The organism is Streptomyces sp. TRM64462 (assembly GCF_013362995.1).
Lineage (GTDB): Bacteria > Actinomycetota > Actinomycetes > Streptomycetales > Streptomycetaceae > Streptomyces.
Genome location: NZ_JABWDV010000335.1, coordinates 1 through 21,892 on the forward strand (window position 1 = coordinate 1; position 21,892 = coordinate 21,892).

19 protein-coding genes and 1 pseudogene are annotated in these 21,892 nt (G+C 72.6%); 9 read left to right on the forward strand and 11 right to left on the reverse strand.

Going from position 1 to position 21,892, the window contains the following annotated elements; translation table 11 throughout:
* From HTZ82_RS17125 to HTZ82_RS17145, 5 genes and pseudogenes are all read right to left on the reverse strand, one after another.
* Positions 1-187, reverse strand: a pseudogene (locus HTZ82_RS17125) (serine/threonine-protein phosphatase); the annotation flags it as partial.
* Complete coding sequence (locus tag HTZ82_RS17130; RefSeq protein ID WP_175410262.1) at positions 184-972, reverse strand: sugar phosphate isomerase/epimerase; 789 nt, start codon at positions 970-972, stop codon at positions 184-186. The pseudogene HTZ82_RS17125 and the gene HTZ82_RS17130, both read right to left, overlap by 4 nt.
* Positions 973-1,235: 263 nt before the next feature.
* On the reverse strand, positions 1,236-2,723 hold the full coding sequence (locus HTZ82_RS17135; RefSeq protein WP_175410263.1) for a helix-turn-helix domain-containing protein: 1,488 nt from the start codon (positions 2,721-2,723) through the stop codon (positions 1,236-1,238).
* A 4-nt stretch (positions 2,724-2,727) separates the two neighbouring features.
* Positions 2,728-2,928, reverse strand: coding sequence for a DUF397 domain-containing protein (locus tag HTZ82_RS17140; RefSeq protein ID WP_175410264.1), 201 nt, complete (start codon positions 2,926-2,928; stop codon positions 2,728-2,730).
* Complete coding sequence (locus HTZ82_RS17145) at positions 2,925-3,767, reverse strand: helix-turn-helix transcriptional regulator (protein WP_175410265.1); 843 nt, start codon at positions 3,765-3,767, stop codon at positions 2,925-2,927. Before HTZ82_RS17145 ends, HTZ82_RS17140 begins: the two co-directional genes overlap by 4 nt.
* 155 nt (positions 3,768-3,922) lie before the next feature.
* On the opposite strand from HTZ82_RS17145, the gene HTZ82_RS17150 reads away from it, so the two are divergent.
* Positions 3,923-4,354 carry an ATP-binding protein gene (locus tag HTZ82_RS17150; protein WP_175410266.1) on the forward strand — a complete coding sequence of 144 codons (432 nt, stop codon included), beginning with the start codon at positions 3,923-3,925 and terminating at the stop codon, positions 4,352-4,354.
* Between the two features lie 22 nt (positions 4,355-4,376).
* Here the strand turns inward: HTZ82_RS17150 and HTZ82_RS17155 are convergent, their stop codons facing one another.
* From HTZ82_RS17155 to HTZ82_RS17165, 3 genes are all read right to left on the reverse strand, one after another.
* Positions 4,377-6,107 (reverse strand): serine hydrolase, encoded by a 1,731-nt coding sequence (locus HTZ82_RS17155; protein ID WP_175410267.1) that lies wholly within the window; start codon positions 6,105-6,107, stop codon positions 4,377-4,379.
* A 59-nt stretch (positions 6,108-6,166) separates the two neighbouring features.
* On the reverse strand, positions 6,167-7,432 hold the full coding sequence (locus tag HTZ82_RS17160; RefSeq protein WP_175410282.1) for an FAD-dependent monooxygenase: 1,266 nt from the start codon (positions 7,430-7,432) through the stop codon (positions 6,167-6,169).
* A gap of 117 nt (positions 7,433-7,549) precedes the next feature.
* Positions 7,550-8,611 carry a LacI family DNA-binding transcriptional regulator gene (locus tag HTZ82_RS17165; RefSeq protein WP_175410268.1) on the reverse strand — a complete coding sequence of 354 codons (1,062 nt, stop codon included), beginning with the start codon at positions 8,609-8,611 and terminating at the stop codon, positions 7,550-7,552.
* Between the two features lie 156 nt (positions 8,612-8,767).
* Here HTZ82_RS17165 and HTZ82_RS17170 point away from each other — a divergent pair, with 156 nt between their 5' ends.
* From HTZ82_RS17170 to HTZ82_RS17180, 3 genes are read left to right on the forward strand one after another with little or no spacing between them, the layout of a single operon-like run.
* Positions 8,768-9,934 (forward strand): Gfo/Idh/MocA family protein, encoded by a 1,167-nt coding sequence (locus HTZ82_RS17170; protein WP_175410269.1) that lies wholly within the window; start codon positions 8,768-8,770, stop codon positions 9,932-9,934.
* A gap of 38 nt (positions 9,935-9,972) precedes the next feature.
* The gene (locus HTZ82_RS17175; RefSeq protein WP_175410283.1) at positions 9,973-11,121 is read left to right on the forward strand and encodes a dihydrodipicolinate synthase family protein; all 1,149 of its coding nucleotides are present in this window, start codon (positions 9,973-9,975) and stop codon (positions 11,119-11,121) included.
* A gap of 44 nt (positions 11,122-11,165) precedes the next feature.
* Positions 11,166-11,960 (forward strand): sugar phosphate isomerase/epimerase, encoded by a 795-nt coding sequence (locus HTZ82_RS17180; protein ID WP_175410284.1) that lies wholly within the window; start codon positions 11,166-11,168, stop codon positions 11,958-11,960.
* A gap of 216 nt (positions 11,961-12,176) precedes the next feature.
* Here the strand turns inward: HTZ82_RS17180 and HTZ82_RS32350 are convergent, their stop codons facing one another.
* Entirely contained in the window at positions 12,177-13,193 is a 1,017-nt protein-coding gene (locus HTZ82_RS32350; RefSeq protein ID WP_254711921.1) for a helix-turn-helix domain-containing protein, read from the reverse strand.
* Between the two features lie 258 nt (positions 13,194-13,451).
* Here HTZ82_RS32350 and HTZ82_RS17190 point away from each other — a divergent pair, with 258 nt between their 5' ends.
* The 5 genes from HTZ82_RS17190 (at position 13,452) to HTZ82_RS17210 (ending at position 20,759) form a co-directional block, all read left to right on the forward strand.
* Positions 13,452-14,567 carry an alpha/beta hydrolase family protein gene (locus HTZ82_RS17190; protein ID WP_175410270.1) on the forward strand — a complete coding sequence of 372 codons (1,116 nt, stop codon included), beginning with the start codon at positions 13,452-13,454 and terminating at the stop codon, positions 14,565-14,567.
* Between the two features lie 53 nt (positions 14,568-14,620).
* Positions 14,621-15,868, forward strand: a complete 1,248-nt coding sequence (locus tag HTZ82_RS17195; protein WP_175410271.1) for a DUF4185 domain-containing protein — start codon at positions 14,621-14,623, stop codon at positions 15,866-15,868.
* Positions 15,865-17,004 (forward strand): serine hydrolase, encoded by a 1,140-nt coding sequence (locus tag HTZ82_RS17200; RefSeq protein ID WP_175410272.1) that lies wholly within the window; start codon positions 15,865-15,867, stop codon positions 17,002-17,004. The genes HTZ82_RS17195 and HTZ82_RS17200 overlap by 4 nt, the downstream gene beginning before the upstream one ends.
* A gap of 53 nt (positions 17,005-17,057) precedes the next feature.
* On the forward strand, positions 17,058-19,292 hold the full coding sequence (locus HTZ82_RS17205; protein ID WP_175410273.1) for an ATP-dependent RecD-like DNA helicase: 2,235 nt from the start codon (positions 17,058-17,060) through the stop codon (positions 19,290-19,292).
* A 177-nt stretch (positions 19,293-19,469) separates the two neighbouring features.
* Positions 19,470-20,759: a citrate synthase gene (locus HTZ82_RS17210; protein WP_175410274.1), complete on the forward strand. Its 1,290-nt coding sequence runs from the start codon at positions 19,470-19,472 to the stop codon at positions 20,757-20,759.
* Between the two features lie 483 nt (positions 20,760-21,242).
* Here the strand turns inward: HTZ82_RS17210 and HTZ82_RS17215 are convergent, their stop codons facing one another.
* Entirely contained in the window at positions 21,243-21,497 is a 255-nt protein-coding gene (locus HTZ82_RS17215; protein WP_175410275.1) for a heavy-metal-associated domain-containing protein, read from the reverse strand.
* A gap of 73 nt (positions 21,498-21,570) precedes the next feature.
* Positions 21,571-21,768, reverse strand: coding sequence for an AlpA family transcriptional regulator (locus HTZ82_RS17220; protein WP_175410276.1), 198 nt, complete (start codon positions 21,766-21,768; stop codon positions 21,571-21,573).
* Positions 21,769-21,892 lie beyond the last annotated feature (124 nt).

The following is a 21,892-nucleotide window of genomic DNA, read 5'->3' on the forward strand; positions in this document are numbered from 1 at the left end:
GCTCCGCACGGGCCAGGGCCAGGGCGTCCGCGTTGACCTGGCGGCGCAGCCCGCGGTCGCTGACCCCTGCGGCGGCGCCGTCCGGTGACTCCGCCTCCACGCGGGCACGGAACGCGGACTGCGGCGCCCCGCAGTCCCAGCAGTGTCCGTCGGGCGCGACGGTGCCGCCGCACTCCGCGCACGTCAAAGGGCCGCGCCCCGTTCCAGGTACGCGCGCCCCGCCGCCAGTAGTCCCGCGAGGTCCGGCACCCGGGGGTACCAGCGCTTCTCGTACTCCCAGCACACCCACGCGTCCGCATGCGCCGCCACCGGCGCGAGGCACTCGCCCAGCGGGAGGGCGCCCGCGCCCAGCGCGACCGGGGTCGTGTCCTCGCGGGACACGCAGTCCTTCACCTGGACGTACCCCAGGTACGGCTCCAGCAGCCCGTACGTCCTCGCCGGGGCCTCACCTGCACGCCACGCGTGCAGCACGTCCCACAGCGCGCCCACATGGTGGTGCCCCACGGCAGCCACCACCCGCGCCACGTCGGCGCCCGTCGGATGCGAGTCGTGGTTCTCCAGCAGCACCCGCACCCCGGCCTCCGCCGCGACCTCGGCGGCCGCGCCCAGCCGCCGCGCCGCCGTCGCGTCGGCCGCGTCCCGCGGCTGGTCGCCGCCGCCGGGGAAGACCCGTACGTACGGGGCGCCCAGGTCGGCCGCCAGATACAGCAGCCGGTGCAACTCCTCGTACACGGGCTCGTCGTCTCCTGCCTGCGCCACGCGCGCGTAGCCCGCGACGCCCAGGATCTCGACGCCCGCGCGCGCGAACTCCGCCACCACGGCGCGCCGTTCGTGCGCCACGAGCCCCGGGTGTACGGGCTCCTCGGGGTGGGCGCGGAGTTCCACCCCGTCGTACCCGGCACCGGCGGCGAGCCGTACGGCATCGGTGACCGGCATCCCGGGCACCCCGAGCGTCGAAAACGCGTACCTCATGACGCGAACGTAGCGCCTCGCCGAGTGGTCGGGCGACGCGACAGACACGGAACCGACAGGGGCCGAGCCGCGCACGAGCTCTGCGTGAGCTGTGCGTGAGCTGTGCGTGAGCCGGCCCCTGTCTTCCCCCGAATGTCCGTGCCGCGTGGGCGGGACACCAGAAAATTAGGGCCCTGTGCGTCTCGCGGAAAGTGGCAGTCTGCACACCGGCCCGCGGGCGGGGTGACACCTCGCACAGTGGTCCACGATTCCACTGGGGGGTGTCACCAGCGATCGAGCGCCGTCATGGCGAGCCACAGCTCGTACTTGGCGCTGGGGCTGTGCAGCAGCGAGCGCCCCAGCGTGCGCTCGGCTCCGACCAGGCGCTTGCGGACCGCCCCGACCGAGACACCGAGGGCCTCGGCCGCCGGCCGGAGCTGCGTGTCGGCCCGTAGCCAGGCCCGTACCGTCTCGCTTCCGGCCGGCGGCCCCTGCTCCTCCAGCGGGGCGAGCAGGGAACGCGCCCAATCCCGCGAGGGCGGCGCGGCCAGGAGGTCCGTGAGAGACGCGGGCGCGTCGTGCGGCGCGGGCGGTGCCGTCTGGGCGGTCCGCACCCGCAGGGCGAGCCACGCGGCGGCCTGGCCGGAGACACCGCGCAGGTCGAGGCCGAGCAGGGAGCCCAGCAAGCGGACGCGTGCCGCCAGCGTATTGCGATGGATCTTGAGATGCCGGTGGGCGGCGCCCCCGAAGGTCAGCCAGGACGAGAGGGTGCCCAGCAGCTCGGACGGCCCCGGGTCGGCCCGGCGAGCCGGTGTGTAGAGGAGACAGGGCTCCAGTGTCTCCCGCGCCCATGCCCTGCCTTGCGGGTTCAGGAAGGGCGTGATGTCGGCGCGTCGGCCCGAGCCGGTGCGGCTGCCGGACAGGCCCCGAGCCACCGTCAGCCCGTGAAACGCCTCCTCGTAGCCGGCCGGGATCTCGGACATCGACACCTCGCCGCTCACCCCCACCCGACACGCGTTGCCCTGGGCTGCCGTCAGTTCGTCGGCCCAGTCACGTGCACCGTCGGTGGGCTCGCGCTGCTCGGCGCCCGGCACGAGAGCGATCAGGTGCCTCACCCGTACCGGGCAGGGAACGACCCAGGCCCGCCCGCCCGTCAGACGCGTGACGTGCGCGGCCACTTCGGTCCGCAGGTCGGCGGGGCAGTCCACCAGGAGGACGCGTGCGTGCGACGGCAGAGGCGGACGCAGTGCCGCGGCGATGCGCCGGGCGGGAGCGACCTCGCCGACCATCAGCAGGTGCAGCACCGCCTCCCGGCTGTGCCCCTCGGCCGACCGGAGCCGGCGGCAGTCACGCTCCGCCCGCTCCAGTCGCCGAGCGAGGCCAAGCAGGTGAGCGGCGTGGGTCAGCAGACCGGTGTCCTGCCGCTCCTCCGGCCCGACGACCACGAGATAGGGCGCGCGCGGCGTGAATTCGTCACCCGTACCGAGTGACACAAGCCGTACGGGATGGTCCTGGTCCCCCGGCAGTACGGCGGAGACGACGCCGCGCCGACGCAGTTCCGGCGCGGCACGGACAGCGGCGTCCAGGGCCGGGCCGTGGCCGCCCTCGGGGCACACGGCCAGGAGATGTCCGTCATCACCCACCAGCGCGGCCGTTCCCGCGGTGTGACGCGCGAGGCGTCCCAGAAGGGCCCTGACGGCCCCTGGCCCGCCCGCCAGGCGCGAGAGGGCGAGCACCTCGTCGACGAGGCCCTGGCTGTCGGTCGTCAGCACCGACTCAGTGCCGGATGTCGGCGGGGCGCGCGGTGTGAGCCGTGAAGGCGGCCCAGGCGGTGGGGGAGACGGTGAGGGGGGTGAGGCGGGTGTCCTTGGAGTCGCGGACGTGGACGGTGTCGGGCGTGCGAGCGACCTCGACGCAGTTGTCGCCACCGCCGCCGCTGTAACTGCTCTTGAACCAGTGCGGGTCTCGGGTGCTCATGGGGCTCCTCGCAATTGCTCCAGCAGGCTCATCGAGGCCTCAGAGTCGAGAGCCTGTCCTCGCATCCTGCCATAGCGCTGAAGCAGCGTACCGACCTGATGGGGGTCGGTGTAGAGAAGGCTGGCCTCGTGGGCCTCTACGTAGCCGATCCACTCGCGATCAGGCGTTTCCGCGAGGTACATGGGGCCATCGAGTCCCGCGTGCGCGGTCCGGCGACGGGGCATGACGAGCACCTCGACGTTGCGGAGCCGGGCGCAGGCCAGCACGTGGTCGACGAGGCGACGAGTGACTGTGGGGCCGCCGAGGTTTCGCTCGATGGCGTGTTGCTCGATGATGAAGCCGAAGGCGGTGTTGGCTCGTTCCGTGAGCAACGCCTGCCGTTCCAGTCGGGCTGCGACCTGCGTCTCCACCTGCTTGTCCGTCAGCGGCGGCAGGTAGCAGTTCATCACCTCGCGCATGTAGGGCTCGGGCTGCAGCAGTCCCGGCACGACGCGGCACTCGTACGCGTAGAGCGTGAGCGCCTGTTCCTCGATGTCGGCCCAGTGCTGGAACCAGGAAGCCAGTCCCGCCTTTCGGCTCAGCTTCTTCGCCGCGGCCCTCAGCGCGCCCGCCGCCGCGTCACCGAGGACGGGCCTGGTGCGCTCGGCCAGGTCGTGTGGGGGGAACCGCTTGCCCTGCTCGATCTTGGCGATGTAGTGCACCGAGTACCGCACCCGCGGAGCGAAGCTCTCCTGTGTCAGACCCGCACCCTGGCGAAGGGCCTTCAGCACCGCGCCGAACACCTGAAGTCCCTCGGACAATTCCTCGTCGCCGCTTACCTGGCCGTTGTCCAATGCCATGGCCGCCCCGCCTCCAGTGCGTGGTGTGTTGCCTCACCCGACGGAGCAATCCTTACGGTGCGTGACGTGTCCGGTCCAGTGCGTGAACTGGTACAGATCGATTTGTACCAGCGCTGTACCTGGTAGCGCGCATCCCCGCCCGCGACGCTGGCGGTATGCCAGTCGTCGAGGCCCAAGAGGGCGTCACCGTAAGTGTGTTCAGTCAGCGGTTCTCCGCGACCCGTCGCGGCGCGCGGCTCGCGCGGATGCTCGCCGCGCATCAGCTGCACGTGTGGGGCGTCCCGTACGACAGTCCGCACTGTGACGCCGTGCTGCTGGTCGTCGCGGAGCTGGCCGCGAACGCGGTGCTGCACGGGCGGGTGCCCGGACGGGACTTCGCGTTGCGGCTCGTACGGGACCGGGGTGCGGGGACCGTGCGCGTCGAGGTGTCGGACGCGCATGACGGGCGGCCCGTACAGGTCCCGGCGCCGGTCGACGCCGACCGAGGGCGGGGGCTGCTGCTCGTGGGCGCCGTGGCGTCCCGCTGGGGCGTGGCCGCTCGGCAGGGCCCGGGCAAGACGGTGTGGGTGGACGTCGACTGCCCGTGAGCCCGCCGCCGCGCGGCGCGTCTCAGCCGCGGGTGAAGGTGCCCAGGCCCGTCCGGTCGAGGTTCTCGACGACGACCTTCGACGCCTGGGCGCCCGACGCCGTCGTGAAGGTGACGCCGAAGCGGCCGGCGGCGTTCTCGCCCGTGGACTCGTAGCTGAAGGTGTCGCCGTCGTACGGGAAGAGGCGGAAGCGGGTGGGGCGGGGGCCGAGCTCCATGACCAGGCGGCCGTCGGCGCCGGCGCGGACCGTCAGGGGGCCGTAGTACGGGTTGGCGTAGGTGCCTTCGTAGACGGACGCGGGCTTGGGTGGCGCGGCGTCGGACGGCGGCTTGGTGTAGTCCGTGTCGGACCTCTCCGCGGCGTCGAGGGACTGGAACGCCTCGTTCGCCAGGGTCCACCAGTCGACCGTCTGCCGGCCGTGTTGGGCGATGTCCAGGAACGCCGAGGTGACCGTCTCGGGCACGCCGATGGGTCTGCCGTTGGTGAGGACGACGATGCCGAGTCCCTCGGACGGCAGCAGGGCGACCGCGGTGGCGGCGCCGAGGTTGAAGGCGCCGGAGTGGGAGAGCTTGAGGCGGCCCTCGTCGTCATAGTCGACGTTCCAGCCGAGGCCGTAGAAACCGGAGCGGCCGGCCGGGGCGCGGGCGGGGCGGGACAGGCTGTGGGGCAGGCGGGTGCGGTTGAGCGCCTCGGCGTCCACGACGCGGCGGCCGCCGGCCTCGCCGTCGGCGAGCTGGAGCTTCATCCACTCCCCCATGTCGCGCACCGTGGAGCTGGCGCCGCCCGCGGGAGACTGGGCGTCGGCGTCGCGGGTGTGCTCCGCCCGCCAGACTCCCCGCGCGCCAGGGACGTGGAGGGCCGCCTTGTTGCCCGCCTTCTCGTAGTCGGCGAACCGCGAGCTGGTGGAGTCCATGCCGAGCGGTTTGTACAGGACGTCGGACGACAGGGCCTCCCACGTCGTGCCCCTGGCCCTGGCCACCGCGACGGCGGCCGCGGTCAGGCCCATGTTCGTGTAGGCATAGGTCGCCCGGAAGGGGGCCAGGGGCTGCTCGCGCAGGTGGCGCAGGATGTACGCCTGGTCGTACCCGAGGTCCTCCAGCAAGTCGCCGGCGTGGTCGGGCAGGCCGCTGCGGTGCGCGAACAGGTCCTCGATCGTCACCCGTTCGCTCACCCACGGGTCGCGGAGGGCGAAGCCCGGGTCGTGCTCGACGACCGGGTCGTCCCAGGCGACCTTCTCGTCCCGGCCCACGACTCCGGCGACGACCGTGGAGGCGAGGGGCTTGGAGAGGGAGGCGAGTGCGAAGACGGTGTCCGCGTCGACCTTGTCGGGCTCGCCGACGCGCCGGACGCCGTAGCCCTTCTGGTGGATCACCTCGCCGCGGTGGACGACGGAGACGGCGACGCCCGGGACGCCGGTCCGCCGCATCAGCCCGCCGACGAGGCCGTCGAGCTGCCCCACGGCGGTCCGCACCTGCCGCTCCGCCAGGCGCGGGGGCGGCTGGGCCGGTGGGGCCTGGGACAGGGACGGGGAGGGGGAGGAGGTCGGCGCGCCGGGCACCTGGGCTTCGGGCGCCGCGCCGGTGGCGGTGGTGCGGGTCGCGGCGTCGCAGCCCGCGAGGAGGGAGCCGCCGAGCAGGGCCACGACGACGGCCGCGAGGGCACGTACCGCGGTCGCACGGGCGCGCCGCGGCCGTGCCGCTCCACGGGCGGGCGTTCCGGTGGCGGGGCCCCGGTGGTGATCCAGGTGATCCATGCCGCCCTTATCGCACGGTGGGTCCGTGTGCCGGGGTATCGACGCGCCTGGTCCCCCGGTCAGGCGGACGGTTCCCCCTCCAACGGAGTGCGGCACCCGCTACGGCACACCGCGGCCGCGTGCAGGGTGCCGGTGACGCGGGGGCCCAGCCAGCGCTTGAGGCGGCGCAGGGGCTCCAGGCGGCCGGCCGCGCGGTCGAGGCGGTAGTAGAGCTGCGGCGGGATGTGCGGGAGCAGGGGTGAGTGCCGCTGGCCGAGGAGCGCGAACATCCGGTCCGGGGCCAGGTCCATGTACCGGGGCAGGTTCTCGTACCAGCGGGCGCTGTAGTGGGCCGCGCTCTGCGCCGGCAGGAGCTCGGCGCGGCGCCGCCGCCCGTACCGCGTCAGGGCCGCGTCCAGCGGCTCCCCGTCCCGGTGGGCGTGCCGGAGGGCGTGCGCGAGGGCCAGGGCGTCCTCCAGGGCCAGGGTGGTGCCCGCGCCGGTCGAGTAGTGCGTGGTGTGCGCGGCGTCCCCGAGGAGGACCAGGCTGCCGTGGTGCCACGCCCGGTTGGTGAGGGTGCGGAAGGCCTGCCACTGGGGGCGGCCGTCGGCGCCGGCGCGGCCGATGAGCGGATGGCCGTCCAGGAGGCCCGCGAACAGCTCCTCCAGCCGGGCCAGGGTCCCGGCCTGGCCCGCGCGGTCGAAGCCGAGGCCCCGCCAGGTCTCGGGCGCGCACTCGACGACGCACGTGGAGCCCTCGTCGCTGTAGCCGTAGGCGTAGCACCAGATCCAGCCGTGGGCCGTCTCGGTGAAGGCGAAGCCGAACGAGTCGAACACCTTGGTGGTGCCGAGCCAGACGTAACGGTTGCGGCCGGTGTGGGCGCGGGTGCCGAAGTGCGGGGCGTGGGCGGCGCGCAGGGTGCTGTTGACCCCGTCGGCCGCGACGACGAGGTCCGCCCCGGCGAGCGCCGGGTCGTCGGGGCCGGTGACCTCCCGCTCGTACGCGAGCCGTACGCCCAGGGACTCCGCGCGCCCGGCGAGCAGGGCGAGCATCCGGTGGCGGCCGATGCCGAAGCCCTCGTCGCCGTGGTGGACGGTCCGCTCGTCGCGGACGAGGGCGACGCCGTCGCTCCAGCGGACGGAGGCCGCGCTGATCGCGTCCGCCGACTCCGGGTCCCAGGCGCGCAGCTTGTCCAGCAGCCCCGCCCAGTAGGTCACGCCCCAGCCGTACGTGGAACCGGCCGGGTTCCGTTCGATGACGGTGACGTCGTGGGACGGGTCCTGCCGCTTCAGGAGGATGGCCAGATACAGCCCGGCGGGCCCGCCACCGACACAGGCGATCTTCAACACGCACTCCCCGCCGTCGCACTCTGCGCTCACTCAGCAACGCAGGGTAGCGCGGGCGCGCCGCCGTCCCCGAGCCGCCACACGCCCGAGGGCGGCGCTACGCGCGCGAGGGCGGCGCTACGCGCGCGGCGGGGCCGTGGAGGCGCGGAGCATCAGGTCGCCCCGTATGGTCGCCACGCCGCCCAGGGGCGGTGCGTCCGCGCCCATGGCCAGGCGGCCCGCCCGAACTCCCGCCTCGTGGAGGGGGAGCCGTACCGTCGTCAGGGACGGGACGGCGTCCAGGGAGAACGGGAGGTCGTCGAAGCCCGCCACCGACACGTCGTCCGGGATGCGCAGCCCCGCCTCCCGCAGCGCCGCGCACGCGCCCAGCGCCACCGTGTCGTTCGCGGCGACGACCGCCGTCAGCGACGGGTCCCGGGACAGCAGCTCGCGGGTCGCCTCGTACCCGGACGTCCTGGTGTACGAGCCGTGGGCCACCAGCCGGTCCGCGTCCGGCCCGGCGGGCAGCCCCGCCGCCGCGAGCGCCTCGCGGTGGCCCTCCAGGCGGTGCCGCGTCGTGGTGCGCTCGGCCGGCCCCGCCACGTACCCGATCCGGCGGTGGCCGAGCGACAGCAGGTGCTCGGTCAGCCGGCGCGCCCCGCCCCGGTTGTCGAACGTCAGCGTGGCCGTCACCGCGTCGCCCGGCATCGGCGGGCGGCCGCACAGCACCACGCGCGTGCCCGCGTCCGTCAGCTTCGTCAGCTTCGTCGTCAGCGCCGCGATGTGCTGCGGGTCCTCCAGCGCCCCGCCGGTCACCACCACGGCGGCCGCGCGCTGCCGCTGAAGGAGCGTCAGGTACATCAGCTCACGCTCGGGCGACCCGCCCGTGTTGCAGACGACGGCCAGTTTCTCGCCGCCCGCACGCCCCGTCCCGGCGTCGCCGATCGCAGTCTGCGCCGCCCCGGCCATGATCCCGAAGAACGGGTCCGCGATGTCGTTGACGAGGATGCCGACCAGGTCCGACGCGGCCGCCGCCAGCGAACTCGCCGGGCCGTTCAGGACGTAGTCCAGCTCGTCCACCGCGCGCAGCACCCGCTCCCGTGTGGACGCGGCGACCGGGTAGTTCCCGTTCAGGACGCGCGAGACGGTCGCCGGGGACACCCGGGCGCGTGCCGCCACGTCGGCGAGGGTGACTGTCATCGCGTCCCTCCGAGGAGAAGTCGGGGAAGTGGGCAAGTCGGGCGCGGCTCTTGTACGGCCGCAATCCGCAGGCTAGCGTCATCCGCGATAGAAAGCGCTTGCTATCCCGGGTCCGCCCAGGGTGGCGCGCGACGAGTACGACAGGGAGGGACCTTCGTGACACGCAGGACAGTGCGGATCGCCATGAACGGCGTGACGGGGCGGATGGGCTACCGGCAGCACCTGGTGCGCTCGATCCTCGCCATCCGCGAGCAGGGCGGCCTCGACCTCGGCGACGGCCGGGTCCTGTGGCCCGAGCCGATCCTCGTCGGCCGCCGCGAGCACGCCCTGCGCGAGCTCGCCGACCGCCACGGCCTCACCGAGTGGTCCACCGACCTCGACGCCGTACTCGCCGACGAGCGCACCGACATCTACTTCGACGCCCAGGTGACCTCCGCGCGCGCGGAGGCCCTGACGAAGGCGATCGCCGCCGGCAAGCACCTCTACACCGAGAAGCCCACCGCCGCCGACCTCGACGGCGCGCTCGCCCTCGCCCGCCTCGCCCGCGACGCCGGCGTCAAGCACGGCGTCGTCCAGGACAAGATCTTCCTCCCGGGCCTGGTCAAGCTGAAGCGCCTCATCGACGGCGGCTTCTTCGGGGAGATCCTGTCCGTGCGGGGGGAGTTCGGCTACTGGGTCTTCGAGGGCGACTGGCAGGCCGCCCAGCGCCCGAGCTGGAACTACCGCGCCGAGGACGGCGGCGGCATCGTCGTCGACATGTTCCCGCACTGGGAGTACGTGCTGCACGAGCTGTTCGGCCGCGTCACAAGCGTCAGCGCGCACGTCACCACGCACATCCCGCAGCGCTGGGACGAGCAGGGCAAGCCGTACGCCGCCACCGCCGACGACGCCGCGTACGGCGTCTTCGAACTGGAGGGCCCGGGCCTCGGCCCCGGCGCCGTCGCCCAGATCAACTCCTCCTGGGCGGTCCGCGTCCACCGCGACGAACTCGTCGAGTTCCAGGTCGACGGCACCCACGGCTCCGCCGTCGCGGGCCTGCGCGACTGCCGCGTCCAGCACCGCTCCACGACCCCCAAGCCGGTCTGGAACCCGGACCTGCCCGCCACCCACGCGTTCCGCGACCAGTGGCAGCAGGTGCCGGACAACACCGAGTTCGACAACGGCTTCAAGGCCCAGTGGGAGCTGTTCCTGCGCCACGTCGTCCTCGACGAGCCGTACCACTGGGACCTCCTCGCCGGCGCCCGCGGCGTCCAGCTCGCCGAACTGGGCCTGAAGTCCTCCGCCGAGGGCCGCCGCCACGAGGTGCCGGAGCTGACGCTGTGACCCCGCCCCCGCCCCCGCCCTCGTCTCCGCCCCTTCTCCTGCCGGGCGCCGACGGCTCCACGCGCGCGTACACCCCCCGTACCGAGCCGCGCACCTTCACGCCGGGCGCGCCCCTCACCTCCCGTACGGTCTTCTCCGCGGCGCACGTCGTCGCGGACCCGTACGCCGACACGACGCCCGACTCCCCGGCCGCCGTCGACTGGGACGCGACGCTCGCGTTCCGCCGCCACCTGTGGTCCCACGGGCTCGGCGTCGCCGAGGCCATGGACACCGCCCAGCGCGGCATGGGCCTGGACTGGGCGGGCGCCGCCGAACTGATCCGCCGCTCCGCGGCGGAGGCGCACGCGGTCGGCGGCCGCATCGCCTGCGGCGTCGGCACCGACCAGCTGACGAGCGGCGGCCCGGCGTCCCTGGACGAGGTCCGCGCCGCGTACGAGGAGCAGCTCGCCCTCGTCGAAGGGGTGGGCTCCCAGGCGATCCTCATGGCTTCGCGCGCGTTGGCGGCCGCCGCCCAGAGCCCGGACGACTACCTGGACCTGTACGGCCACCTCCTGCGCCAGGCGGCCGAACCCGTCGTCCTCCACTGGCTCGGCCCCATGTTCGACCCGGCCCTGGAGGGCTACTGGGGCTCGTCGGACCTGGACGCGGCCACGGAGACCTTCCTGGAGGTCATCGCCGCGCATCCCGACAAGGTCGACGGCGTCAAGATCTCCCTCCTGGACGCCCGGCGGGAGGTCGACCTGCGCCGCCGCCTCCCCGAGGGCGTCCGCTGCTACACGGGCGACGACTTCCACTACCCGGAGCTCATCGCGGGCGACGACCACGGCTTCAGCCACGCCCTGCTCGGCATCTTCGACCCGCTGGGCCCGCTGGCGGCGGAGGCGGTCAGGACCCTCGACACGGGCGACGCGAAAGGCTTCCGGGAACTCCTCGACCCGACCGTCGAACTCTCCCGCCACCTCTTCCAGGCACCGACCCGCTTCTACAAGACGGGCGTCGTGTTCCTGGCCTGGCTCGCCGGCCACCAGGACCACTTCACGATGGTCGGCGGCCTCCAGTCCGCCCGCTCGCTGCCGCACCTCGCGCGCGCGTACGAACTCGCCGACGGGCTCGGCCTGTTCCCGGACCCGGAGCTGGCGGAGGCCCGCATGCGGTCGCTCCTCACGGTGTACGGGGGTGTCGCGTGACGAACGGCAACGGCCACGACCTGTCCCGTTTCAGCATCAACCAGATGACGGTCAAGCAGCTCGCCCTGCCCGAACTCGTCGCCCACTGCCTGCGCCTCGGCATCCCCGGCATCGGCCTGTGGCGCGAACCCGTCCAGGAGTACGGCGTCGAGGCCGCCGCCAAGCTCGTGCGGGAAGCGGGGCTGACCGTCACCACCCTGTGCCGCGGCGGCTTCTTCACCACGGCCGGGAACCTGGACGACAACCGGGCCGCGATCGACGAGGCCGCGACGCTCGGCACGGACACCCTCGTCCTGGTCTCCGGCGGCCTGCCGCCCGGCGGCAGGGACCTGACCGAGGCCCGTGCCCGCATCGCCGCCGCGCTCACGGAACTCGCCCCGTACGCGGCGGAGCGCGGCATCCGCCTCGCCATCGAACCGCTGCACCCGATGTACGCCGCGGACCGCTGCGTGGTCTCCACCCTGGACCAGGCCCTGGACCTCGCGGAGCCCTTCCCGGCGTCCCAGGTCGGCGTCGTCGTCGACACGTACCACGTGTGGTGGGACGACCGCGCCCCGGCGGCCGTGGCGCGCGCCGGCGCGGCGGGGCGCATCCACGCGTTCCAGCTCGCCGACTGGACGACGCCGCTGCCCGCCGGCGTCCTCACCGGCCGCGGCCAGCTCGGCGACGGCACTGTGGACCTGCGGGAGTGGTGCGAACGCGTCGACGCGGCCGGCTACACGGGCCCGGTCGAGGTGGAGCTGTTCAACGACGGGCTGTGGTCCCGGAACGGCGTCGAGGTCCTGGAGGAGACCGTCCTGAGGTACGTCGAGCACGCCCTCCTGCCGACCGGTAGATGACAGACGGTGTTCCGGAAAAATTACCCCCCGCATCCGTGCAACCCTTCCGGCGTGACGAGTGTCGTACATGGCATCAAGGCCTCCGGGAGGGGATCTGGGGGGATCGGGACGCCTTGACGGAGGGGGAGCGCGGGGGCCCGGCTTTTGAGCGGCCGGGCCCCCGGCAACGCTCCGGGCACGCCCCGCGTACCGAGCACACCGGTCACACCGGGGCCTTCACGACCGTGTGCCCGGCACGTCCGGGACGTCCGGCACGTCCGGCACGTCCGGGACGTCCGGCGTGTAGCGGGTCAGGGCGGTGCGGACGCGGGTGAGGTACGGCTGGATGCGCCGCAGCGCGGCGGTGTCCTGGCGCTGTACGACCCAGGTGGCCGTGCGGTAGGCGGCGGCCAGGTTGAGCGCGTGGTCGCCGGGGACGCCTTCCAGCTCGGGCGCGATGGCGCAGAGCATTCTGCCGAGGGCGGGGATGGAGTCCTCGGGCGTGAATGGCGGCTCGGGAACGGTGGCCTGCCGGTCGGGCGGCAGGTAGTAGCGGAGGACGCGCGGCGTCCAGCGGGCGATGCCGTACTCGTCCTTGGCAGGGTCGCTGAGGGTCGCGTCGAAGCCGCTCTCGGCGTGGAGGATGGCGGCGACGAGGGCAGGCGTGACGGCGGGGACGGCGCACAGGGTGCCCGCCTCGACGATGAGCGGGCGGTAGCGGGCGGGGATGCCACTGTCGTTACGCAACCACTGGGCGTCGCCCCCGGACCGTAACTCCTGCCGCTGGTGGCCGCCCTTGCGTGCGGCCACGTCGCTGGGCACCAGCGCCGCGAGCGACACGACGGCGGCCGCCACCACGGCGAGCCGCACGGCCCGGCGCCCGATGCCGCGCCGCGCCGGGGGAGGGGCGGGTGCCGCCACGGAAGGCGTTCCGTCAGGTTCCGGCTCAGGTTCCGGCTCAGGCACCGGCTCCTGCTCCGGCGGGGCCGTCAGCGCCTGGTGCACGTCGATGCGGCGCCGCTCCCACTCCTCCGGGTCGCCCCCGCAGGCCGTCACGAACGCGGCCAGCACCGCCGCGCTCGGCAGCCGCTGCCCCGACGCCGCCGCGGCCAGCGTGGAGGCCGAGTAGTGCGCGTGGGCGGCGAGCCGGCGGTACGGCGGGCTGCCCGCCCGGCGGCGCAGCTCCCGCAGGTCGAAGGCGAACTCGGCCAGTGGCCCCTGCCGGGGGTCGAGCGGCTGTTCCTGGCGCCCCACCTCGTACTCCTCCCTGTCCGGGGACGTGGATCGTCCGGCGGTCTGTCCGGCGGTCTGTCCGGCGGTTTGTCCGGCGGTTGTCCGGGCTTTGTTCAGCGAGGTCAGCGGGCCCGGACACGCCGCCCGTGGGCCGGTTGAATGACGCCCGGCCCACGGGCTCATCCAACCGGCCGCCCCTCTGCGGCAACACCGGATTCCGCGCCATCGCCCCAGCCTGTGCGGTACTTCACAGCCCTCTCCAGCCGAAGGGACACCCGCATGCGCACACCCCTGCGCACCACCCTCGTCACCGTTGCCGTCCTGGCTCTGGCCGCCGTCGGCGGCCCGGCCGCGGCCGCGCCCGCCGGCGCCCCGACGGGGCAGTCGGGCCCGGCCGCCCCGTCTGCCCCGTCCGCCCCCGCCATCCCCGTCTTCACCGACGGGTACGGCCTGACCCAGGTCCCCGGCGCCACCGAGGTCCACTCCGCCACGGACTTCACGATCACCGTGACCACGCCCCAGGTGTCCGGCCCGCACAAGATCCGCGTCTTCCTGCCCAGCGGCTACGCCGCCGACCCGGACAAGCGCTGGCCCGTGACGTACTTCCTGCACGGAGGCGGCGGCACCGTGAACGACGCGGCGGCCGCCCCCGCCCTCCGCTCGGACAAGATGATCACGGTCGTCCCGGACGGCGGCCTCAAGGGCTGGTACGCCGACTGGGTCATGCAGAACACCGCCGAGGGCGCGGCGAACTGGGAGACCTTCCACCTCACCCAGGTCGTCCCGTTCATCGACGCCAACCTCCGCACCATCCCCGACCGCGACCACCGGGCCGTCGTCGGCCTGTCCATGGGCGGCTTCGGGTCCCTCCACTACGCCGAAGCACGCCCCGACCTGTTCGGCCACGTCGCCGCGCTGTCCGGCGGCATCGACTTCGGCATGTGGCAGATCCGCGCCGCCGTCCTGGCGACGGAGCTCAACCTGCCGGGCGCCTGGTGCGCGGTGAGCACGTCAGGATCCGGCCAGTGCGTCGGCTACGGCCCGTACGTGGACAGCGACGCCATCTTCGGCTCGCCGTATCCGGTGTTCAACGCGGACCGCGTCTGGAAGGCCGTCGACCCGGCCGCGCCCGCCAACCTCGCCAAGCTGGCCGGCACCGGCATCACCCTCTACACCGGCGACAACGACGTCATCGACGCCCACACCGCCGCCGCCTCCAAGACCGTCAAGGCCCGTCTGGACGGGCTCGGCATCCCCAGCCGCCTCGTCGCGTACGGCAACGGTGCCTCCCTCGCGCCGACCTGCAACGGCGGCCACAACTACGGCTGCTGGGGCCCGGCTCTCGCGGACTACGTCCCGCGCCTCGAAGCCGCCTTCGCCGCCGCCGGAAGCTGACCGGCGTACGTACCCACCCGCCCACCGACCGATCCCGGAGGACGACCGCCACCATGACCCCACCCGTACAGCCGGACCAGCCGGACCAGCCCCACGGCCACCACCGGCCCCGCCCCGCCCTCACCCGCAGGTCCCTGCTCCGCGCGGGCGCCGGGTTCACCCTGGCCACCGGGGCCCTCGGCACCCTCGCAGGCGCCGCCCCCGCCCACGCCGCAGCCACCGGCCCCGCCCGTGCGCTCGGCCAGACCGGCGCCCCGCTGTGCGAGCAGCCCGGCGACTCCGCGAGCGCGCAGGGCCTCGGGTCCGGGGACCTCGCCATCCCGTACCACCGGGTGCACGACAACACGTGGGGCTACGTCTTCGGCGACGCCTGGGCGGGCCCCGGCCAGAGCGGCACCTACCTCGGCTCCCCGGTGATGCTCAACCAGGACCGCTTCGACGCCTCGGGCGGCACCCCGATCTCCTTCACCTGGGCGATGCCCTCCGGCGGCGCGGCCCGGCAGATGTTCGACTACCGGCACGACCACGACAACGGGCACGGCTTCGAGGTCAGCCGTATCCCCAACGACTGCATCGAGTTCGGCGGCCGCACCTACATCCAGTACACGTCCGTGGCCGTCTGGCGCCCGCCCGACGGCTACGACGGCTCGCTGATGTCCGGCGTCGCCTACTCCGACGACTACGGCGTGACCTGGCGCGACTACCCGTACCACTGGGCCGGGGACACACAGGGCGTCAACCAGAGCATGTACGGCATGTGGTCGTTCGCGGGCATCGACCCGGACGGCTGGCTGTACATCTTCTCCAAGCGCTGGAACGGCACCCATCTCAACACCGGCGACCACGGCGCCATCCAGCTCTTCCGCATCCAGCCGCACGACTTCCGCGCCGGGAACTTCGGCGCCCAGCAGAACTGGGCCTTCCACGACAACCGCTGGCAGTGGACCCAGGCCGCCCCGCCCTCCCCGATCCTCACCGGCAACCACATCGGCGAGTTCTCGGTGAAGCGCATCGGCGGCACCTACTGCATGAGCTACTTCGACACCACCGACTACTCGATCCGTACGCGCACCGCGCCCCGCCCCGATGCGCCCTGGACCGCGCCGAAGACGCAGATCGCCGGCAACGCGGCCTGGCCCCCGGAGCACTGGGGCAAGCCCCAGCTCCCGTTCCTGTACGGCGGCTACATCCACCCCGGCAGCGCGAGCGCCACGTCCCTGACGCTGGTCGTGTCGCAGTGGAACGGCCGCCAGGGCGAAGCGCCCTACCGGGTGCTCCAGTACGACGGAGTCAACCCGTGACCCGGCGACGGCGCACTCGCACCGCCGCCGTCGGCGCCCTGTGCGCGACGCTCCTGGCGCTCCTGCCGCTCACGGCGACGACGGCCCACGCGGCCACGGGCGACGACCACACCGCCACCCTCACCGCCCTCAGGACCCTTCAGAGGAGCGGGGGTCCCGGCGCTGCCGTCCACGCCGGTGACAGCGGCGGCGCCTGGACCCTGTCCGTCGGCACGGGCACCATCAACACGAACAAGCCCATCCAGTCGGACGAACACCTCCGCATCGGCAGCCAGACGAAGACCTTCACGGCGGCGGTGGTCCTGCAACTGGTCGACGAGGGCAAGGTCTCCCTGGACGCCCCCATCGACCGCTACCTGCCCGGCGTGGTCACCGGCAACGGCTACGACGGCACCCGCATCACCGTGCGGCACCTGCTCCGGCACACCGGCGGCATAGCCGCGTACGACCCGTTCGCGTCGCCCCCCAGGGCCCGGCCGGACGGCTCGTACGCGCTGGCCGACCTGGTACGGGAGGGCCTGCGCCGCCCGCCGGTCTCGGTGCCCGGCGCGAGCTTCACCTACTCCAACACCGGCTACCTGGTGCTGGGCATGCTCATCGAGAAGCTGACGGGCCGGCCGGTCCACGACGCCGTCACCGCGCGCGTCATCGACCCGCTGGGCCTGTCCCGCACCGTCTTCCCGGCCCCGGGTGCCCGCGCCCTCCCGGCCCCCGCCGTGAACGGCTACCGCGGCACCCGCATCGGCGACTTCTTCTTCTGGACGCCCGTCGGTTCGTACGACCCGTCCCTCGTCAGCAGCGCCGGGGCGATGATCTCGACCCTGGAGGACGTCACCGCCTTCTACCAGGCCCTGGCGGCGGGCAAGGTCGTCTCACCGGCGAGCCTGGCCGAGATGGAGGGCACCGGCCCGGGCTACGGCCTCGGCCTCATGAAGGTCGGCCTCCGCTGCGGCGGTGTGGCCTACGGCCACGACGGCGGCCTGCCCGGGTACCACACCCAGACCCTGGTCACCCCGGACGGCCGCCACGCCTCCGCCGTCACCAACGTCCAGTTCCGGATCAACGCCCCGGTTGCGCAGATGTACGCCGTCCTGGAGACCGCCCTGTGCGAGCAACAGGGACAGGCCCGGTCGTGAGCGGTTGTCCACAGGCCGGCCGTGGTGTCGGAGGGGGCCGGTAGCGTCGGAGCATGTCCCAACTGGCGGTGGTCGAAGGCGTCCTCGAACGGATCACGTACAGCAACGAGGAGAACGGGTACACGGTCGCCCGCGTCGACACCGGGCGCGGTGGCGGCGAGCTCCTCACCGTGGTCGGTTCGCTGCTCGGCGCGCAGCCGGGCGAGTCGCTGCGCATGGAGGGCCGCTGGGGCTCGCATCCGCAGTACGGGCGGCAGTTCACCGTCGAGAACTACACGACGGTGCTGCCCGCGACCGTCCAGGGCATCCGCCGCTACCTGGGCTCCGGCCTGGTCAAGGGCATCGGGCCGGTCTTCGCCGACCGGATCACGGAGCACTTCGGCGTGGACACGCTCCGGATCATCGAGGAGGAGCCGAAGCGCCTGATCGAGGTGCCCGGGCTCGGCCCGAAGCGCACGGCACGGATCGCCGACGCCTGGGAGGAGCAGAAGGCCATCAAGGAAGTGATGGTCTTCCTCCAGGGCGTCGGCGTCTCCACGTCCATCGCCGTGCGGATCTACAAGAAGTACGGGGACGCGTCGATCTCCGTCGTGCGGAACCAGCCCTACCGGCTGGCCGCCGACGTGTGGGGCATCGGCTTCCTCACCGCCGACCGGATCGCGCAGTCCGTCGGCATCCCGCACGACAGCCCCGACCGGATCAAGGCGGGCCTGCGGTACGCGCTGTCGCAGTCCAGCGACCAGGGGCACTGCTATCTGCCGGAGGAGCGGCTCATCGGGGACGCGGTGAAGCTGCTCCAGGTCGACACCGGGCTGGTGATCGAGTGCCTGGGGGAGCTGGCCGACGGGGACGAGGAGGAGGGCGGTGTCGTACGGGAGCGGTTGCCGGGGCCGGACGGGGAGCCGGTCACGGCCGTGTACCTGCTGCCGTTCCACCGGGCCGAGCGGTCCCTGGCCGGGCAGCTGCTGCGGCTGCTGCGGGCCGACGAGGACCGCCTGGCGGCGTTCCGGGACGTCGCCTGGGACAAGGCCCTGGCGTGGCTCGCGGACCGTACGGGGGCGGAGCTGGCGCCCGAGCAGGAGCAGGCCGTCCGGCTCGCCCTCACCCGGAGGGTGGCCGTCCTGACGGGCGGGCCCGGGTGCGGCAAGTCCTTCACGGTGCGGTCCGTGGTGGAGCTGGCCCGCGCCAAGAAGGCCACGGTGGTGCTGGCCGCGCCCACGGGGCGGGCCGCCAAGCGGCTCGCGGAGCTGACCGGTGCCGAGGCGTCGACGGTGCACCGGCTGCTGGAGCTCAAGCCGGGCGGGGACGCCGCGTACGACCGGGACCGGCCGCTGGACGCGGACCTCGTCGTGGTCGACGAGGCCTCCATGCTGGACGTGCTGCTCGCCAACAAGCTGGTCAAGGCCGTCGCGCCCGGTGCGCACCTGCTGCTCGTCGGGGACGTGGACCAGCTGCCCAGCGTCGGCGCCGGCGAGGTGCTGGGCGATCTGCTGGCCCCGGGCAGCCCCATCCCGTCCGTACGGCTCACGCGGATCTTCCGGCAGGCGCAGAAGTCCGGCGTCGTCACCAACGCCCACCGCATCAATTCCGGACAGCACCCGGTCACCACCGGGCTGCCGGACTTCTTCCTCTTCGTGGAGGAGGACACCGAGGAGGCGGGGCGGCTCACCGTGGACGTGGCGGCCCGCCGGGTCCCCGCCCGGTTCGGCCTCGACCCGCGGCGGGACGTGCAGGTGCTGGCGCCCATGCACCGGGGCCCGGCGGGCGCGGGCACCCTGAACGGGCTCCTTCAGCAGGCCGTCACGCCCGCCAGGCCCGGTGTGCCGGAGAAGCGGTTCGGCGGCCGGGTCTTCCGCGTCGGCGACAAGGTCACGCAGATTCGCAACAATTACGAGAAAGGGAAGAACGGCGTCTTCAACGGCACGGTCGGCGTGGTGACCTCCCTCGACCCGGACGAGCAGCGGCTGACGGTGCGGACGGACGAGGACGAGGAGGTGCCGTACGACTTCGACGAGCTGGACGAGCTGGCCCACGCGTACGCGGTGACGATCCACCGGTCGCAGGGCAGCGAGTACCCGGCGGTCGTGATCCCCGTGACCACGGGCGCCTGGATGATGCTCCAGCGGAACCTGCTCTACACGGCCGTCACACGGGCCCGGAAGCTCGTCGTCCTCGTCGGCTCCCGCAAGGCGATCGGCCAGGCGGTCAGGACCGTTTCCGCCGGTCGGCGCTTTACCGCACTCGATCACCGGCTGACAGCGGCGGGGCCCGTGGGAAACATCACGTAGGAGATCGATGGACTTTCGGAACCGGGGCGAAGGGGGCAGGATGAGCAGGTTGACGGCACTCAGTGCCGCCATTTGGCCCAATGGTCGACCCCGAGTGCACTCTGCTGAGCCAAGTGGGGGATGGTAGAGACAGTCAGGGCACCTCGAAGAAGAGGCACTACGTCGGTGAGGGATGACGTGAGCGACAACTCTGTAGTACTGCGGTACGCGGATGGTGAGTACACCTACCCGGTGGTAGAGAGCACCGTCGGCGACAAGGGCTTCGACATCGGGAAGCTCCGAGCCCAGACCGGTCTGGTGACCTTGGACAGCGGCTACGGCAACACGGCCGCCTACAAATCCGCGATCACCTACCTGGACGGCGAGCAGGGCATCCTGCGCTACCGCGGCTACCCCATCGAGCAGCTCGCCGAGCGCTCCACCTTCCTCGAGGTGGCGTACCTGCTGATCAACGGCGAGCTTCCGAAGGTCGACGAGCTGGCGGCCTTCTCCAACGAGATCACGCAGCACACGCTGCTGCACGAGGACGTCAAGCGGTTCTTCGACGGCTTCCCGCGCGACGCCCACCCGATGGCGATGCTGTCCTCCGTGGTCAGTGCGCTGTCGACGTTCTACCAGGACAGCCACAACCCGTTCGACGAGAAGCAGCGTCACCTGTCGACGATCCGGCTCCTCGCGAAGCTGCCGACGATCGCGGCGTACGCCTACAAGAAGTCGATCGGCCACCCGTTCGTCTACCCGCGCAACGACCTCTCGTACGTCGAGAACTTCCTGCGGATGACGTTCTCGGTGCCGGCGCAGGAGTACGACCTGGACCCGGTCGTCGTCTCCGCGCTCGACAAGCTGCTGATCCTGCACGCGGACCACGAGCAGAACTGCTCGACGTCCACGGTCCGCCTGGTCGGTTCCTCGCAGGCGAACATGTTCGCGTCGATCTCCGCCGGTATCTCCGCGCTGTGGGGCCCCCTGCACGGTGGCGCCAACCAGTCGGTCCTGGAGATGCTCCAGGGCATCCAGGCGGGCGGCGGCGACGTCGACGCCTTCATCCGCAAGGTGAAGAACAAGGAGGACGGCGTCCGCCTGATGGGCTTCGGCCACCGGGTGTACAAGTCCTTCGACCCGCGCGCGAAGATCATCAAGGCGGCGGCGCACGATGTCCTGTCGGCGCTCGGCAAGTCCGACGAGCTGCTGGACATCGCGCTGAAGCTGGAGGAGCACGCGCTCGCCGACGAGTACTTCGTCGAGCGCAACCTCTACCCGAACGTGGACTTCTACACGGGTCTGATCTACCGGGCCATGGGCTTCCCGACCGAGATGTTCACGGTCCTCTTCGCCCTCGGCCGGCTGCCGGGCTGGATCGCCCAGTGGCACGAGATGATCAAGGAGCCGGGCTCCCGCATCGGCCGCCCGCGCCAGATCTACACCGGTGAGGTTCTCCGGGACTTCGTCCCGGTCGAGGCCCGCTGACGCGTACGCGAACCGGCGCGGCCGTCGCGGCGCCTTCACGAAGCGAGAAGCGCCCCGCCGCCGATCCCCCCACGGGTCGGTGAGCGGGGCGCTTCCCATGTTCCCGGAGCGGATTCCCCCCACGGGATCCGGGCCGGGCGTCTGCCGGGTTCCAGCAGAGGCTCGCGGTGCGATCTGCCGGGGTACGTACGGACGGGAGGGCCGCTCAAAGCTCCCCGGTGCACGTGCCCCGGCCAACGCTTGCCTGGGACGTCCCCCAAGACATCCCATGAACGTCCCCCAAGACGTTCGTGGCATCGCCCATTTAGACTCGCGAGCCGTCCAAATGGTTACCCCTAAATATCTGTGATCTAGGTCTCTTTGTGAAGGTCTGGTGTGTCACGTGAAGGTGAATTCACGGGGGCGGCAGCGCCGAGGGGCGACGCGGAACGGGCCGTATCGCGGCATACCACCGCGATACGGCCCGGGGGGAAGTCTCTGGGCTCAGACCGTCCGGCCGACCAGTTCGTAGCCCGCCTCGTCGACGGCGGTGCGCACCGCCTCGTCGTCGAGCGGCGCGCCGGAGACCACGGTGACCCGGCCCGTGGCGGCCGCGGCCTGCACCGAGGTCACGCCCGCGATCGCCGCGACCTCCTCGGAGACGGCACCCTCGCAGTGCCCGCAGGTCATGCCCTTGACCTCGTACACCGTGGTGACGTCGCCGGTCCGGGGGAGCTGCGTCTTCGTCTCGGGGGTCATGCTGTTCTCCTCTGTGGCGTATGGGGAGCCTTGCCCTCCCTACTCTATACCCCCTTGGGGTATAGACCCCAGTTCAGTCCCTCCGCCCCCGGTTCCCCGGGCGGCTGGCGACCCAGGCGCGGACCGTGTCCGCGTACCAGTAGGGCTTGCCGCCCTCGACATGGTCGGGCTGCGGCAGCAGGCCGTGCTTGCGGTACGAGCGGACGGTGTCCGGCTGCACCCGGATGTGCGCGGCGATCTCCTTGTACGACCAGAGTCTTCTGTCCGACATCTTCAGATACCTCCTGCGCTGGCGATCACCAGCCCTGTGCCCGCCATGCGACACAGAGTGATCGTGTGAGAGCAGGCTGTTGAACGCCTGTGACCGAAGACCCGCGAAACGGAGACAAGCGTGA

Excerpts from the sequence above, each read along its gene's own strand:
- HTZ82_RS17130 (WP_175410262.1), bottom strand. The coding sequence starts at position 972 with ATGAGGTACGCGTTTTCGACGCTCGGGGTGCCCGGGATGCCGGTCACC.
- HTZ82_RS17140 (WP_175410264.1), bottom strand. The coding sequence starts at position 2,928 with ATGAGCACCCGAGACCCGCACTGGTTCAAGAGCAGTTACAGCGGCGGC.
- HTZ82_RS17145 (WP_175410265.1), bottom strand. The coding sequence starts at position 3,767 with ATGGCATTGGACAACGGCCAGGTAAGCGGCGACGAGGAATTGTCCGAG.
- HTZ82_RS17150 (WP_175410266.1), top strand. The coding sequence starts at position 3,923 with ATGCCAGTCGTCGAGGCCCAAGAGGGCGTCACCGTAAGTGTGTTCAGT.
- HTZ82_RS17155 (WP_175410267.1), bottom strand. The coding sequence starts at position 6,107 with ATGGATCACCTGGATCACCACCGGGGCCCCGCCACCGGAACGCCCGCC.
- HTZ82_RS17165 (WP_175410268.1), bottom strand. The coding sequence starts at position 8,611 with ATGACAGTCACCCTCGCCGACGTGGCGGCACGCGCCCGGGTGTCCCCG.
- HTZ82_RS17180 (WP_175410284.1), top strand. The coding sequence starts at position 11,166 with ATGACGGTCAAGCAGCTCGCCCTGCCCGAACTCGTCGCCCACTGCCTG.
- HTZ82_RS17190 (WP_175410270.1), top strand. The coding sequence starts at position 13,452 with ATGCGCACACCCCTGCGCACCACCCTCGTCACCGTTGCCGTCCTGGCT.
- HTZ82_RS17195 (WP_175410271.1), top strand. The coding sequence starts at position 14,621 with ATGACCCCACCCGTACAGCCGGACCAGCCGGACCAGCCCCACGGCCAC.
- HTZ82_RS17205 (WP_175410273.1), top strand. The coding sequence starts at position 17,058 with ATGTCCCAACTGGCGGTGGTCGAAGGCGTCCTCGAACGGATCACGTAC.
- HTZ82_RS17215 (WP_175410275.1), bottom strand. The coding sequence starts at position 21,497 with ATGACCCCCGAGACGAAGACGCAGCTCCCCCGGACCGGCGACGTCACC.
- HTZ82_RS17220 (WP_175410276.1), bottom strand. The coding sequence starts at position 21,768 with ATGTCGGACAGAAGACTCTGGTCGTACAAGGAGATCGCCGCGCACATC.